The organism is Salinicoccus siamensis (assembly GCF_055391965.1).
The window spans coordinates 1,304,810-1,318,390 of the sequence record NZ_AP043765.1; the positions used below are offsets into that span (position 1 = coordinate 1,304,810).

The following is a 13,581-nucleotide window of genomic DNA, read 5'->3' on the forward strand; positions in this document are numbered from 1 at the left end:
CTATTCTAAATCCATTATAGCTTTTTTTTGGTAAATATCATATAATGTTAGTGATATGTTTAGGAGGTTATCTCATGAATAAATTCGAAAAACATGTTCAATCCAAGAATAATGATGTCGTGGATTCCGGTGTCGGCTTTGTTGTCGGTTTCCTCGGTTTGACGGCAATCTACGTCGTGGCACAGATTTTCCAGATTGTTGCAGGTTAATGGAGAGCTGATTATTCAGCTCTTTTTTTTATGCAGTGATTTTTCTGTTCGAACTTCGTGTCGACACACATCACTCCATCTTTTATATTGAACCGGACCATGCCATGCACGGAAGTATCGAACATTTCAAGATGGGCAGTACGTTCCATCACTTCATCATGGGGGTGACCGTAGCGGTTGTCCACTCCGGCAGATACCAGGCCATATGTAAATGTCCCATTCTTGATGAACGCCTCTCCGGTCGAAGTGTTCGAGCCGTGATGCCCAAGCTTCAGGACATCTGCATGTACGGATCCATGCCGCTCCATAATCTGGGCTTCACCCTCCATGTCAGCGTCCCCTGTAAACAAGAAGGTATAGGCACCTGCCGAAACCTCCAACACCAGTGAGTGCTGGTTGGAATCATCACTTGCCACTTCGGAGACAGGGAACAGTTTTCTGATGCTGATGGCCCCCACTTCAATTTCAGGCGATTCCATAGCATCCACCACCCTGCCCTTTTGCACCGTGGACAAATCAGCATACCACTCTTTAAAGCTTGGGTCGAACGGGTTCAGATAAATCTGTTCTACATCCAGCTCCTCCATTATATGCTTTGCTTCTCCCACATGATCAAGGTCAAAATGCGACAGGATCATTAAGTCTATATTGTTGATCCCCGCTTCTTTCAAAAATGGGAGTACGGTCTGATCCGATAGTTTTTTCGAGTCTGGATTCAAGTATCTTCTGCCCCCTGTATCAATCAGTATGGTCCGGTCATTCATATGATCGGTCAGGACGAAGGCATCCCCCTGACCGACATCCACCATGGTGACGGTAACATCATACTGATGGATTGCATCAGAAGTGACCAGTGTAGTGATGAGGGCCAAAAGCGAGAGGATGAAGGATTTCATCTCCCTAAGGCATAGGGCGCGGATCATCCGATAGGAGGCGATGACAACGATGATCAGTGCCACGGCACTTAAATTTTTGACGGCGATCCGATGGGTCATCATATCCGCCAAATATACGATCGACCCTTTCAGATTGTTGAACATTAAAGCATACAGAAAGTCCACCGATTGGGGAATACCTATGAATACCAAGCAGTTATAGAAGATGACCATCGGGAAGAACACTAGCGTAAAAATAGGCACATAGACCATATTCATCACTATTCCGCTGATGCTGAGTTCATTGAACTGCATCAACACTGTGGCTACTGTAGAAATTTCAGCAATAAGCGTAATGCTGATCAGCTGTCCGATAAAGCCATGATGCATCCAATAGTTTTTGGAAAGGACGATGGCGAAAGTCGTAAGATATGATAGTTGGAAGCCTGCATGATACACAATCCAGGGGTTCATGACTATCTGGATGATCGCAGAGAGTGAGATGACAGTGAGGTACGGTCTATGCCTTGTAAATGACAACATCAACAGGGTAATCGTCATAAGGACGGCACGGAAGACGCTCGGGCTCGGAAAGTTCAAGGCAAGGAAAAGCAGCAGCATAACCATCATGATGATCCTTATCGTACCCACTTCCAGGCGGAAACGATTGAGGATATGGAATATCACAGCACCGATGAAGGCGACGTGAGTGCCTGAAATGACATACAGATGGTAGATTCCGAGCTTCTGCAGCGCATCAAAAAATTCGGATGTTATATATGATTTATTGCCGATCGAGAGCGTCAGGATATCATACTTATAATCGTGTGCCGTACTTGCGAGCACCTTCCTCATATAGGCATCGCGTGCCTGTGCAATCTTCATGTGTAAAGTCGGTTGTGTTTGGCTCCTGCACCTCTCCAGATCCCCACTATCCATATATATGCGACCATCCATGCCGTTGACCTTCATCGTCCTGACGGCATCGTATTTTATGAAGTTCCGTGTCGCCTCAGGCTGCTCCACCGGAAAGGGGCCGGCACACCGGGTGCCGATCGGCAACTCGATGCCGTCAGGTACATACACATCAAGACTGTTATCGTCCGCTTCACCCATATGCCCCAGACCTTCACGGTAGTATTTGTATTCCGTTATCGTAATGGATTGGACCGTTTCCAACTGAGGCCTTTCAGACAATATAAAAACAGCCGTCGTCAGCACGGCTGTCAAAGTGATATGGAAAATAAGATATCCATAGCCGCCCATCCTCTTCATACAGGCCAGACAGGATATGGATACAAAAAATGCCCCTAATAAGGGGTCATTGCAGATGATATGGGCATTTACGAGTGATAATAAAATCAGGAACGACCTCATGACTCCTGTTTGAATAGTTCCAGGATGTTTTCCCGGTCGAATGCGATGCGTTCATGATGGACGCCGGTTTTATCAAGAAGTTCCAGCGCATAAGGGTGGTTCTTATAGTCTTCTGCATAGTAGATGGAGCTGATGCCGGCCTGTATCAATGATTTTGTACAATGCACACACGGGAAATGCGTCACATAGACACTTGCGCCTTCAGTCGATACGCCGAACTTGGAACATTGCAGCAATGCATTGATTTCGGAATGGATCGTCCTGATGCAATGCCCGCCTTCGAGCAGGCACCCCACATCGATGCAGTGTGCTTCTCCGGAGACCGACCCGTTGTAGCCACCGGCAATGACCCTGTTATCCTTGACGATGGTCGTACCGACTCTAAGCCGCTCGCAAGTCGACCGCAGACTGAGCAGGTGACTTTGGGCAAGAAAGTACTGATGCCAATTGATTCTCATGTTACCCCTCCTGTATCCTATTCATCTATTGTAATATAAGGCTTCAGACTTTCAAATGTTTTATCGCCGATGCCAGGGATATTCTTTATATCTTCAAGCTTCATGAACAACCCGTTCTCTTCCCTGTAATCCAAAAAAAGCTGAGCTTTCTTTTCACCTATGCCATTAAGCGTCGTAAGTTCGTCTACATCTGCAGTATTGATGTTTACGAGTGCTTTTGTCTCTTCACCTTCTTCTGTCTGATTAACAGGCCCTTCAGTAATTTCCTCTCCGACAGCTGGTACATACACCACCTGCTCATCCTTAAGTTTCATGGATTGGTTGACGGTCAATAGATCGGCATTCCCCTTGATCTGCGCCATCTCGAGGACATTTTTTACACGGGCATCTTCAGGGACTTCGAACACACCGGGATATTTCACTGCGCCCTTGACTTCCACCATGATCGTCTGTGATTCGGCTTGCGGCTCATTAGGGGCTTCATCGGATGACTCTTCATAGGCTTTAGGTTCATAGGCTTCCATCGGCATGTCTTCCTCATTGGAAGACATTAATCTAAACACAATTATCGAAAGCATCAAACATACGGCCACACAAGCGATGGGAACTTTATACTTTTTGCATACTTCCATTAATTCATTCACTGCATTTCCTCCTAGAATAATCTCTCATATATATATGGGAGGAAATGGCCATTTTTCTTTTTTTACATTGCAAGTAAATAATAAAACTCGAAAAATAAAAATGACCCGGCGTCCACCAGGTCATTTCATCGGTTTATTTTTTCAGTACATAGAATACCCTATCACAAATATCTGTCACTGGATTATCTATTGAAAAGTCACTGAAGGAAGTAAGGATTGAGAAATCAGTCTGATTGATTATCCGAATCATTTCCTTATGCTTGTAGGTTCGTTGCTCATGGGTTTCAGCAATTTTACGGTATGTGCCCCCATCTTCTTCTTTTACGAAGAATGTCATATCATGGATTACCGACAGAGGATGCTCGCCTGTAATGGCATGCCATATATATGTGATATGGTCCGTTTCATCCGAATAGGTCATATCATTGAATTCATGCTCCATTTTATAGACACTGTGGATATCAAAGATGAAGACGCCGCCTGGATTCAGATGATTGTAGACGTTCTGCAGCACCTGCCCCACTTCACCACTGTCTTTGCAGTAGTTCATCACATCGACGGTTGCAATTGCCATATCAAACTTCTCATCAAGGTGGAAATCGAGCATATCTCCAGTTAAAAATGATGTATGCTCCAATTTTTTAGACTTTGCCTCTTCTATCATCTGTGGTGACTGATCCATGCCGGTCACCTTGCCGAAATCAAGTTTACTGGTCAGATGGCCTGTACCGCATCCGATATCCAGGACACTTTGCCGTCCCGCCTTGAAATGGTTGATGATGTCCAGCCAGAGATCATATGGCAGATCATAGGTGAGCGCCTCATAATGGCGGCTGAAAAGTTGGTAGGTTGACTCAGACCTCAACGCGCTCACCATTCTTGAACAGGCGCTCAAGGTTATAATATTCACGTTCCGGCTTATGGAATATATGGAGGACGACGTTGCCTGCGTCGAGCAATACCCATTTGCCTTCTTTGTAGCCTTCCATATTCGTCTCTACGCCGTGTTTCTGGCATGCATCTTCCGCTTCATCAGCAATCGCCTGAACCTGGCGGTCCGAGCTTGCGTCGCAGATAAGATAATAGTCGGTTACGCTGCTTGATCCTGAAACATCAAATTTCATGATCTCCTCTGCACGCTTATCATCACATGCTTCTGCCAAAAGTTCGATTAGTTGTCCGGTTTTCATAAATTCACTCCTTGATCATATTATAGTAATTCAAGCATTCCAATGTCTTATGATAGATCGGCTGATCTTTAGACAAAAGATGCTGCATGTTGGCTTTAGTAATCTCATAGACCGCAACATCGAGATTGCGGTCATCGAAAATAAGGCTTCGGATTGCTTCCACACCCGGCTGACTTCTTTTCGGCTCAATATAATCTGCCACGTAGATGATTTTCTCGTTAAGCGACATATGGCTTCTGCCGCTGGTATGATTCATAATCGCCTGATAGATCTCTTCGTCCTCCACACGGTACTCTTCACGCATTTTTACCGCAGCTATCGGGCCATGCAGAACTGCAGATTTATAGCTGAGGAGTTCTGGGTCCAATTTATACTTTGTGACGTATTGATACATTTCCCCCAGTTCATCGTACTTCGAGAAGTCATGGAGTATGCCTGCGAGGAAGCACTTATTTTTATCTCCCTTGAATATTTCGGCCATTTTGACTGCCGTCTCCGCTACCCTCTTGGAATGCTTATACCTTTTTTCAGGTAGCTTGGCCTTTACCATCTCTAACGCTATTTTATGTTTCATACAAGCGATGCTCCTTTATATACTGGTATACAGAAGGCTCAAGCTGATGCATTGCCACTTCGCCTTTTTTTATCCTTTCCCGAATGACTGTAGAAGAAATCTCCATGACAGGCTGGCTAAGGGCGGTAAAGCGTTCATCTATGGCCAATTCATCCGGGCGGCGGCTCATTACGACAAAGTTCATCATTTTAAGCAGCGCTTCATGGCGATGCCATTTGTGGAACCCTTCATATTGATCGGAACCTATAAGGAAGAACCGCTCATCTGATGGATATTCTTCTTTCAGATATTGGACGGTGTCGAAAGTGTAGCTCACGCCCTCCCGAGTGATCTCCCACTCGAGGATTTCCATGAAGCCATAGGGGGCGGCGGCTCTTTTCAGCATCTCAATGCGGTGGGCATCACCGGTGGGGGATTCATCTTTCAGCGGTGACTGTTTTGCAGGAATCATGATGATCTTATCCAGGTCCAAGGCGATTTTCGCCTCGACGACGCCATGTATATGACCAAGGTGCACAGGATCGAATGTACCCCCGAAGAAGCCGATCCTCATCCCAGGTCGATCTTCTTATTCTCTTCAGACATTTTATACAACACAATCGTCTTTCCGATTATGGTGACGACATGGCTGTTCGTGGCTTCACTGATTTGGGCCGCTATATTTTCCTTATCCTCCAGACAGTTCTGCAGGACTGATATTTTGATGAGTTCCCTCTTTTCAAGAACGTCGTTGATCTGCTCGACGAAGTTATCATTTACTCCATTTTTCCCAACCTGGAAGATTGGGTTTAGATGATGCGCCTCTGCCTTCAATTGTTTCACTTGACGAGAAGTGAGTGTATTCATGATTGCCCTCCATTATATTCTTTATACTTTTTATTGACTGCTTCGTAATCTCCCGTGTCGCCAGTCCATATTTCATATGCATCCATTGCCTGATGGATGAGCATCGGCATGCCGTTCATACGGTTTGCTTCCTTGAAATAATCGAGGAATGGCGTTACTTCCGGTTTATAGATGAGGTCGACCCCAATTGTCGATTCGCCGAATAATCCTTGCGGCAAGTCCAACACTTCTACAAGATCTTCATCTGCAAGCCCGATCGGCGTCGAATTGATGACGACATCGAACGCCTCTTGACCGGTCAGCTCAGGCAACAGCGTGAAAGAGAAGTCCGTCGTTATAAATCCCTCCATGGCAGTACTCCGGCGTGCCGCTATTGTCACGTCATCTCCAATGTTCGCATGTGCCCGGTGCACTGCTTTTGCTGCACCGCCGGCTCCGATGATGAGCACTCTGCGCCGACCTGTGCCGAACTTGCCCTGGAACGCATTCATGTAGCCTGTAACATCGGTGTTATGCCCCCTCCATACTCCATTACTTATGGACACGGTGTTCACTGCACCGATGTTCCGGGCATCCGCTTCAATCTCATCCAGGTGCTTCATGATGCTTTCTTTATGCGGGAGGGTGACGTTGAACCCTTTCAGCCTATTAGCTGATGCCGTCTCCCGTATGGCATCAAGCGCATCAGGTTCAACTTCAATCGCCGAGTATTCATCAGCCCTTCCCCTAGCAGCGAAATTCGCATTGTGGATTAAAGGCGAGAGACTATGCGATACAGGGAATCCTATTACTGCATAATTACCCATTACTGGTCTCCTTTAAATATCGTCGGCCTCAAAGTGACTTCCACCCCTTCAGGCACGCGGACTTCTACTATGGATCCACCGCCCACGCGGATGAACGACAGTCCGCTTATTTCTATGTCACTGTCTTCTTCGATATCGAATTCATGACTCTCATAGGACTCGGTCAAGTAAGGAGTTCCAATTTCGGGTGGCGCCAGCAGAGTATTATAATGTTTGCTGTAGAATTCATCTGCATTATCCGTCTTGGTCCGGTGGATGGTAAGCGCATGGTGTGCAAACACATTGAAACTGTTGCGCTCTCCATAGTTATGGTCGATACGCGCCAAGTTACCGATGAAAAGACTCTGCCCAGAGTCCAGTTGGAACCCTTTGGATTTGATTTCTTTAGTTGGGGTTATATGCTTCAAGCTGTCGCTTGAAACATAATGGGCCATCTGGGAATTCAACATCACACCAGGTGTATCATAGATGAACGCATTTCCATCCAGCGGGATATCGATGAGGTCGAGGGTGGTCCCAGGGAAACGGCTCGTCGTAATCACTTCTTTATCTCCAGATGTGTTTTCAATCAGACGGTTGATGAGTGTCGATTTACCTACGTTCGTCGTGCCTACAACATAGATGTCCTTGCCCTCCGACAACTTGGACAAGCGCTCGATCAGCTTATCTATCCCTTCATTCTTCATCGCACTCACTACTACAGTGTCGACAGCTTTGATGCCCGCTTCACTGAGCATGAGTTTAGCACGATGCACAAGCCGGCTGCGGTTGACCGATTTTGGCAGCAGGTCAATCTTATTGATGACCGCAACCACTTTCTTGTCTCCCACAATCCTGTTGAAAGACGGGATGATGCTGCCGTTGAAGTCGAATACATCAACTACTTTGACGATCAGACCATCTGTTTCATATAAGGCATTCAGCATCGTCATGAAATCTCCGGAATCGACATCCACATCCATCACTTCATTATAATGTTTCAGACGGTAGCATCGTTTGCAGATCGGGTCTTCCTTTTCCAGACCGCTTGCCGGTATATAACCCGGTTGTTTCTCGTCATCGCTCTGCAGTTCTGCTCCGCAGCCAATACATTTAATAGACTCCAAATGTCAGTCCCTCCATTGAATAAGACCTTTACGGTCGAAATATCTCATTATGATGCGTTCAATTCTCCGGTTGACCACAGTGGCCCAACCATCTTTCTTTTTGACGGGCAGTACCAGAATGCTTTCCAACCCTGCCCGATTCGCCCCCAATACATCCGTCAGGAGCTGATCGCCGATCATGACCGTTTCAGATTTCGCTGCGCCCATATTGGCGAGCGCTCTTCGGTAGGAATGTCCCAGGGGTTTTCTGGCCCGGTATATATACTGGATTTCGTGCGGGTCACTGAAATCCCCGACTCTCTGCTGGCTTCCGTTGGAAACGATGGAGACTTTTATATCGTTATCCTTCATCTCCTTAAGCCACCTCAACACTTCTTCATTGGCATCGGGTTCATCGAATCCCACCAGAGTATTGTCTAAATCCGTGATGATTGCGCGTATACCGCGTTCTTTTAAATATTCAGGTGTTATGCTATGAAATTCCCTGAAATAGTCGCTTGGTAAAAAGTATTTTTTAAGAAGCTTCAATGTCGGCACTCCCAGTGAGTTTTTTTATATTCTATCACAAAAATAAAAGCCCCTTAAAAAATTAAGGCGCTTTTTGAACTATTCAATGATGTCATTATCCTCTGTCTCGGTCTCTTTGTAAACCAGAAAACCGATGACGACTGTAATGATGATTGAAATGATCATGAGAAAAGTCATTGAGTATCCCTCCAGGTCACAAGTCCTTCATTAATAATTTTACAACTTCAGATGAATGAATACAAGCTTTAGACAAAAATTCTTCATAAGCCATATCCGCACTGTCATCCGCCCTATCTGAAATCGAACGGATGATGACGAACGGTGTCGAGAATTGATAGCAAGCCTGTGCGATGGCCGCCGATTCCATATCCACCGCATAGGCCTTTTTGAAGTTTTGTAGAATGGTGCCCTTCTGGGCGGCATTGCTGATGAATGAGTCGCCGCTGACCACTTGGCCGCTATGGCCAGTTATATCCTGATTTTTAGAAATCGCAGTCATTGCCAACTTTACGAGCCCCTTGTCAGCATAGTACATTTTCGGCATGCCCGGCACTTGCCCCAGCTCATAGCCGAATTCGACGGCATCGACATCGTGATGCAGCACATCAGTGCTGACAACCATGTCCGTCACATCAAGGGTGTCCGATAAGGCCCCGGCCACACCTGTGTTGATGATGAGGCTTGGGTTATATCGTTCAATGAAGAGTGCGGTAATCATGCTTGCATTCACCTTTCCGATGCCGCTCTCGATGACAATCGCATCTCTTCCGAAGAGTTCGCCGATGTACGCGGTGGTATGGGCCAGTTCCTCCAATGAGCTGATATCCATCCACTCCAGCAGAATGTCAACTTCCGGCTTCATCGCACCGATGATACCGATGGGGCCCTTAGTCAATGGAAACAATCTCCACTTTCATTTCGTTGCCGTTCGGGAGCGGTACATTAACTGAATCCTTCAATTTGGCACCCATCAGGGACTGGGCTATCGGCGATTCATTCGATATTTTACCTTCAAACGGATCGGCTTCAGCACTGCCGACAATCTGATAGGACTCTTTGTCCCCGTCAGGCAGTTCTTTGAATGTGACGGTCTTGCCGATCTGGACCACATTATTGTTGTTGCTGTCTTCAATGATTTTAGCGTGGCGCAGCATATCTTCGATTTTGGTGATTTCCTGTTCGACGAACCCTTGCTCATCTTTAGCTGCATCGTATTCAGAGTTCTCTGAGAGGTCGCCGAAACTTCTTGCGACTTTTATCTTCTCAACCACTTCAGGGCGTTTTACGACTTTCAGATGTTCGAGTTCCTCCTGCAATTGTTCATATCCGCTTTTCGTCATTGGAAATTCTTTATTCATATCCATAATGGTTATAAGCCTCCAGTAATTATAAGTCTAGTTATTTTTTGATTCGTTAAGCAATGTGCGTATCTTGGTTGTGATGAGATCAATCGCCACATCATTCTTACCGCCTTCAGGGATGATGACATCACTGAAACGTTTAGTGGGTTCGATGAATTGCAGATGCATCGGCCTGACTACATTCAAGTATTGGCTGATCACTGAATCCATCGTGCGGCCCCGCTCTTCGATGTCCCGCTGCAGCCTTCTCAATATACGGATGTCGGAATCTGTATCCACATAGAGTTTGACGTCCATCAGATCCCGCAGTGCGTCATTCTCAAGAGCGAAGATGCCTTCGATGATGATGACATCTTTCGGCTCGACCAGAATGGTCTCATCGCTCCGCGTATGGATTTCATAGTTGTATGTCGGAATCTCTACAGGCTTGCGCTCGATGAGCTGGCCAATGTGGGAAATGAGAAGGTCATTGTCGAATGCAAATGGATGATCATAATTGGTCTTCAGCCGTTCCTCGAATGTTTTATCGCTCTGGTCCTTATAATAATAGTCCTGCTCGATCAATATGACGCTATGACCGTCCAGGGCATGCATTATCTTGCGTGTTACTGATGTCTTGCCGGAGCCTGAACCCCCGGCTATGCCAATGACTGTTGGTTTTCTCATTCGCCTTGCTCCTCTTTATCTTTTGTAATTATGAGTAGGCCATCGCCGACCGGCAGAAAGGCTGAAGACATCTTCGATTCTTTTATCATCCGATTGAACCCGTCCACCTTCTCCTTCATTCTCCGGGTGCCGCGGGCAGTGATTTCTTCCTTTGTGACCAATCCTCTAAGCAGTATATTATCGATGATGATCAGTCCACCCGGTCTGACATGAGCAGAGAACTTATCGAAGAAATTCCGGTTGTTCCCTTTTGATGCATCGATGAAGAGAAGATCGAACTTCTGTTCACCAATTTCCTCGGGGGTTACTTCCTTGGCATCTGCCAAAAGGCTCCTCACCCTATCTGACACACCTTGCATTTCGAAAAATCGTTTGGCATGTGCGTGGGAATCCTGGTCTTTCTCGATAGTGACGACAGTAATATCCTGGCTTACCGATAGCATGTGCATTGCACTGTAGCCGATGGCAGTACCTATCTCAAGGATTCTTTTCGCGCCTGAGAGGTGGATGTAGTGCTTCATGACTGATAGAGCATCCTGATCCATGATGGGCACACGGTTTTCCTGGGCATACGCAAGCATTTCAGGAAACAATTCTTCTTCAGTGTTCATTTCTTTAATATATTCATAAATATCCATATAAGCCACCATATATACAAAAAATACAACCGATAACAAAAGTTATCAGTTGCTTTGTTCGTCAGAATCATATTAGCACAGATTATTCCAGTTGAAAAGACGATTTTACATGCTAATTGTTATTAATATATTTTTCCCTGTTTTCAGTATGTTCTTCAAATGTTTCAGCAAAATGGTTATTGCCTTCGCTGTCTGCAAGGAAATAGTAATAGTTCGTATTGGAAGGGTTCATTGTGCTCTGTACAGACTCCATGCCTGGAGACGCGATTGGACCAGGTGGAAGGCCTGTAATATTGTACGTGTTGTAGGGATCCTCCACTTCAAGGTCTTCAAACAATGTGCGTTCCTTATGCTCTCCGAGGGCATACAATACAGTTGGGTCGGTCTGAAGCGGCATCGCCGGAGTCTCGGACATGCGGTTTAAGAACACGCTTGCAATCTTGGAGCGGTCCGCCAGCGAGGTCGCTTCTTCTTCGACTAGGGAAGACAATGTGAGGAACTCATGGAATGAAAGCTCCTTCGTCTCCCCCTCAAAAGTCATTGTATATCCTTCACTCGAATTGAAGACGCTGTACGAATTATTCTTCGTGGCATCAAGCATCTGTTCAACAATGTCCTTCACCTTCGGTTCTTCCTCAACAATGTCATATGTTGCAGGGAAGAGGTAGCCTTCAAGCGGGAACTTGACCTCTTCATCGAGTATTGCATCAGACAGCATATCAGGGTATTCCTCAATCAACGATTTGATGTAGGATTCATCATTCATCAGATCCATGAACTCTTTTTTCTTGATGGGCAGCTGCTCTGCCATCTGATCGGCAATCTCATCTATCGAATAGCCTTCAGGCACCGTCAGTCTATGTTGCACTTCCTGATAGATGCGTCCTGTCTCCAACGTCTTTGCAATCTTTTCGAAGTCCATTGAAGGAGAAAGTTCATAGTTGCCGGCCTGGTAATTGGTGATGCTGTTTAGTTTGAGATAGTATTCAAACATCATGCCACTTTTGATGATTCCTTCCTCTTCCAGTACTTCACCTATCTCGTCGGCTGTTGACCCTTGTTCTATCTTTACTTCTTTGACTTCTGTGGAATCGCTGTCCAGAGGCTCAATCCCCGATTTGACATATACATATACGGAGAAGGCCGCGATTACAAACAGTATCGCCAACGTGGCGATGACGAACAAGGACAGGTATGACGATACATTCTTTGAAAATTTGATATCTTCGTATTTGCTCATGTATAACTCCTATCTCAAAAATAGCTCCCAATAAAATTGGAAGCCATCCGTAATACCAGAAAAAATCTACTCTTCCGGTTCGTCCATACGAGTATTGACGATCTCTTCGATCATATCCCATTCTTCATCCGTCTCGACGGGCATGAACTTACCGCCTTCGCCATCTTCATCGGGTACATTGATCATCGGAATAAGTTCTATCTCTTCATCTTCATTGGAGAAATTTCCTTCCTCTGCAAGAATGACGTATTCCTTATCGAACCCTGGATGATGGAATTCGAGCATTTTGCGGTAGAGTACTTCATTCCCCTGTTCGTCGTATAGCGTCATCATTTCTTCTTCCATGTTGAATTCCATTTCTTCCTGACTCATAGTTCAATCTCCTTTGACTGGGTTATCGAGGTAGCCCTGCAGTATGAATACTGCAGCCATCTTATCGATAACTGCCTTCCTTTTTTTTCGGGAGAGGTCCGCTTCAAGTAGCGAACGCTCTGCTCCGATTGTACTCAATCGTTCATCCCATAGTGTTATTTTAACATCTGGCAACGCGTTTTCAAGCAATTTGGCAAAGTGGATTGAACGCTCTCCACTCTCTCCGATTGAATTATTCATGTTCTTTGGCAATCCTACGATTATCCTTTCGACATCATTATCCATCGCCAACCTGACGATTTCCTCAATGCCGTATATCCCTTCATCGTAGTCGATCTTGAGCGTCGTTACGCCCTGCGCTGTCCACCCGAGTGCATCACTCAGCGCCACGCCGACTGTCTTGGTCCCGACATCAAGCCCGAGTATCCTATTCATGTATTTCCTTTTCGATGTAGCTCCTGACAAGGACTTCCATTATTTCATCACGATCGATATGCCGAATTCTATTGCGCGCCTCATTGTGCCGGGGGATATAGGCCGGGTCACCGCTTTGGAGGTATCCGACGATCTGGTTGATTGGGTTATACCCACGCTCCTCCAGTGTCCTGTACACGACGGTCATGATATCTTTGACATTTTCAGCCTTCATGTCGTCCACACTGAATTTCATTGTTTCATCAAACTGGTTCAA

Annotated in this window: 20 protein-coding genes; 1 reads left to right on the forward strand and 19 read right to left on the reverse strand. The window is 45.9% G+C overall.

The annotated features are described in order from the left end of the window. Positions 1-74: 74 nt before the first annotated feature. On the forward strand, positions 75-209 hold the full coding sequence (locus ACZ5LF_RS06785) for a YqzM family protein (protein WP_344700942.1): 135 nt from the start codon (positions 75-77) through the stop codon (positions 207-209). Positions 210-220: 11 nt separating this feature from the next. Here ACZ5LF_RS06785 and ACZ5LF_RS06790 read toward each other — a convergent pair whose 3' ends face one another. The 19 genes from ACZ5LF_RS06790 to ACZ5LF_RS06880 form a co-directional block, all read right to left on the reverse strand. Continuing rightward, entirely contained in the window at positions 221-2,350 is a 2,130-nt protein-coding gene (locus ACZ5LF_RS06790; protein ID WP_380570277.1) for a DNA internalization-related competence protein ComEC/Rec2, read from the reverse strand. 107 nt (positions 2,351-2,457) lie between these two features. Next, positions 2,458-2,919: a ComE operon protein 2 gene (locus tag ACZ5LF_RS06795; RefSeq protein ID WP_380570276.1), complete on the reverse strand. Its 462-nt coding sequence runs from the start codon at positions 2,917-2,919 to the stop codon at positions 2,458-2,460. Positions 2,920-2,936: 17 nt separating this feature from the next. Beyond that, on the reverse strand, positions 2,937-3,563 hold the full coding sequence (locus tag ACZ5LF_RS06800) for a helix-hairpin-helix domain-containing protein (protein WP_380570275.1): 627 nt from the start codon (positions 3,561-3,563) through the stop codon (positions 2,937-2,939). A gap of 133 nt (positions 3,564-3,696) precedes the next feature. Then, positions 3,697-4,437 (reverse strand): class I SAM-dependent DNA methyltransferase, encoded by a 741-nt coding sequence (locus tag ACZ5LF_RS06805; protein ID WP_380710313.1) that lies wholly within the window; start codon positions 4,435-4,437, stop codon positions 3,697-3,699. Then, the gene (gene rsfS / locus ACZ5LF_RS06810) at positions 4,418-4,753 is read right to left on the reverse strand and encodes a ribosome silencing factor (RefSeq protein WP_344700946.1); all 336 of its coding nucleotides are present in this window, start codon (positions 4,751-4,753) and stop codon (positions 4,418-4,420) included. The genes ACZ5LF_RS06805 and rsfS overlap by 20 nt, the downstream gene beginning before the upstream one ends. A 4-nt stretch (positions 4,754-4,757) precedes the next feature. Next, complete coding sequence (yqeK, locus tag ACZ5LF_RS06815; RefSeq protein ID WP_380570273.1) at positions 4,758-5,327, reverse strand: bis(5'-nucleosyl)-tetraphosphatase (symmetrical) YqeK; 570 nt, start codon at positions 5,325-5,327, stop codon at positions 4,758-4,760. Further along, positions 5,317-5,880 carry a nicotinate (nicotinamide) nucleotide adenylyltransferase gene (gene nadD / locus ACZ5LF_RS06820; protein WP_380570272.1) on the reverse strand — a complete coding sequence of 188 codons (564 nt, stop codon included), beginning with the start codon at positions 5,878-5,880 and terminating at the stop codon, positions 5,317-5,319. The genes yqeK and nadD overlap by 11 nt, the downstream gene beginning before the upstream one ends. After that, complete coding sequence (gene yhbY, locus ACZ5LF_RS06825) at positions 5,877-6,173, reverse strand: ribosome assembly RNA-binding protein YhbY (protein ID WP_380570271.1); 297 nt, start codon at positions 6,171-6,173, stop codon at positions 5,877-5,879. Before yhbY ends, nadD begins: the two co-directional genes overlap by 4 nt. Further along, positions 6,170-6,979 carry a shikimate dehydrogenase gene (gene aroE / locus ACZ5LF_RS06830; protein ID WP_380570270.1) on the reverse strand — a complete coding sequence of 270 codons (810 nt, stop codon included), beginning with the start codon at positions 6,977-6,979 and terminating at the stop codon, positions 6,170-6,172. Before aroE ends, yhbY begins: the two co-directional genes overlap by 4 nt. Continuing rightward, entirely contained in the window at positions 6,979-8,085 is a 1,107-nt protein-coding gene (gene yqeH / locus ACZ5LF_RS06835; RefSeq protein WP_380570269.1) for a ribosome biogenesis GTPase YqeH, read from the reverse strand. Before yqeH ends, aroE begins: the two co-directional genes overlap by 1 nt. A 3-nt stretch (positions 8,086-8,088) precedes the next feature. Next, positions 8,089-8,613, reverse strand: coding sequence for a YqeG family HAD IIIA-type phosphatase (locus ACZ5LF_RS06840; RefSeq protein ID WP_380570268.1), 525 nt, complete (start codon positions 8,611-8,613; stop codon positions 8,089-8,091). A 193-nt stretch (positions 8,614-8,806) separates the two neighbouring features. Beyond that, positions 8,807-9,508, reverse strand: a complete 702-nt coding sequence (locus ACZ5LF_RS06845; protein WP_380570267.1) for a 5'-methylthioadenosine/adenosylhomocysteine nucleosidase — start codon at positions 9,506-9,508, stop codon at positions 8,807-8,809. Next, positions 9,501-9,977 (reverse strand): transcription elongation factor GreA, encoded by a 477-nt coding sequence (greA, locus tag ACZ5LF_RS06850; RefSeq protein WP_344700954.1) that lies wholly within the window; start codon positions 9,975-9,977, stop codon positions 9,501-9,503. Before greA ends, ACZ5LF_RS06845 begins: the two co-directional genes overlap by 8 nt. 30 nt (positions 9,978-10,007) lie before the next feature. Beyond that, the gene (gene udk / locus ACZ5LF_RS06855; protein ID WP_380570266.1) at positions 10,008-10,640 is read right to left on the reverse strand and encodes a uridine kinase; all 633 of its coding nucleotides are present in this window, start codon (positions 10,638-10,640) and stop codon (positions 10,008-10,010) included. Next, entirely contained in the window at positions 10,637-11,278 is a 642-nt protein-coding gene (locus ACZ5LF_RS06860) for an O-methyltransferase (protein WP_380570265.1), read from the reverse strand. The genes udk and ACZ5LF_RS06860 overlap by 4 nt, the downstream gene beginning before the upstream one ends. A 112-nt stretch (positions 11,279-11,390) precedes the next feature. Continuing rightward, on the reverse strand, positions 11,391-12,518 hold the full coding sequence (gene mltG, locus ACZ5LF_RS06865) for an endolytic transglycosylase MltG (protein WP_380570264.1): 1,128 nt from the start codon (positions 12,516-12,518) through the stop codon (positions 11,391-11,393). A 66-nt stretch (positions 12,519-12,584) separates the two neighbouring features. After that, positions 12,585-12,890: a DUF1292 domain-containing protein gene (locus ACZ5LF_RS06870; RefSeq protein ID WP_380570263.1), complete on the reverse strand. Its 306-nt coding sequence runs from the start codon at positions 12,888-12,890 to the stop codon at positions 12,585-12,587. Between the two features lie 3 nt (positions 12,891-12,893). Further along, positions 12,894-13,325 (reverse strand): Holliday junction resolvase RuvX, encoded by a 432-nt coding sequence (ruvX, locus tag ACZ5LF_RS06875; protein WP_380570262.1) that lies wholly within the window; start codon positions 13,323-13,325, stop codon positions 12,894-12,896. After that, positions 13,318-13,581: an IreB family regulatory phosphoprotein gene (locus ACZ5LF_RS06880; protein ID WP_380570261.1), complete on the reverse strand. Its 264-nt coding sequence runs from the start codon at positions 13,579-13,581 to the stop codon at positions 13,318-13,320. Before ACZ5LF_RS06880 ends, ruvX begins: the two co-directional genes overlap by 8 nt.

Coding starts and splice junctions, on each gene's coding strand:
- ruvX (WP_380570262.1), bottom strand. CDS start 13,325: ATGAATAGGATACTCGGGCTTGATGTCGGGACCAAGACAGTCGGCGTG.
- rsfS (WP_344700946.1), bottom strand. CDS start 4,753: ATGAAAACCGGACAACTAATCGAACTTTTGGCAGAAGCATGTGATGAT.
- yhbY (WP_380570271.1), bottom strand. CDS start 6,173: ATGAATACACTCACTTCTCGTCAAGTGAAACAATTGAAGGCAGAGGCG.
- ACZ5LF_RS06795 (WP_380570276.1), bottom strand. CDS start 2,919: ATGAGAATCAATTGGCATCAGTACTTTCTTGCCCAAAGTCACCTGCTC.
- nadD (WP_380570272.1), bottom strand. CDS start 5,880: ATGAGGATCGGCTTCTTCGGGGGTACATTCGATCCTGTGCACCTTGGT.
- ACZ5LF_RS06785 (WP_344700942.1), top strand. CDS start 75: ATGAATAAATTCGAAAAACATGTTCAATCCAAGAATAATGATGTCGTG.
- udk (WP_380570266.1), bottom strand. CDS start 10,640: ATGAGAAAACCAACAGTCATTGGCATAGCCGGGGGTTCAGGCTCCGGC.
- ACZ5LF_RS06860 (WP_380570265.1), bottom strand. CDS start 11,278: ATGGATATTTATGAATATATTAAAGAAATGAACACTGAAGAAGAATTG.
- ACZ5LF_RS06870 (WP_380570263.1), bottom strand. CDS start 12,890: ATGAGTCAGGAAGAAATGGAATTCAACATGGAAGAAGAAATGATGACG.
- ACZ5LF_RS06790 (WP_380570277.1), bottom strand. CDS start 2,350: ATGGGCGGCTATGGATATCTTATTTTCCATATCACTTTGACAGCCGTG.
- aroE (WP_380570270.1), bottom strand. CDS start 6,979: ATGGGTAATTATGCAGTAATAGGATTCCCTGTATCGCATAGTCTCTCG.
- greA (WP_344700954.1), bottom strand. CDS start 9,977: ATGGATATGAATAAAGAATTTCCAATGACGAAAAGCGGATATGAACAA.
- mltG (WP_380570264.1), bottom strand. CDS start 12,518: ATGAGCAAATACGAAGATATCAAATTTTCAAAGAATGTATCGTCATAC.
- yqeK (WP_380570273.1), bottom strand. CDS start 5,327: ATGAAACATAAAATAGCGTTAGAGATGGTAAAGGCCAAGCTACCTGAA.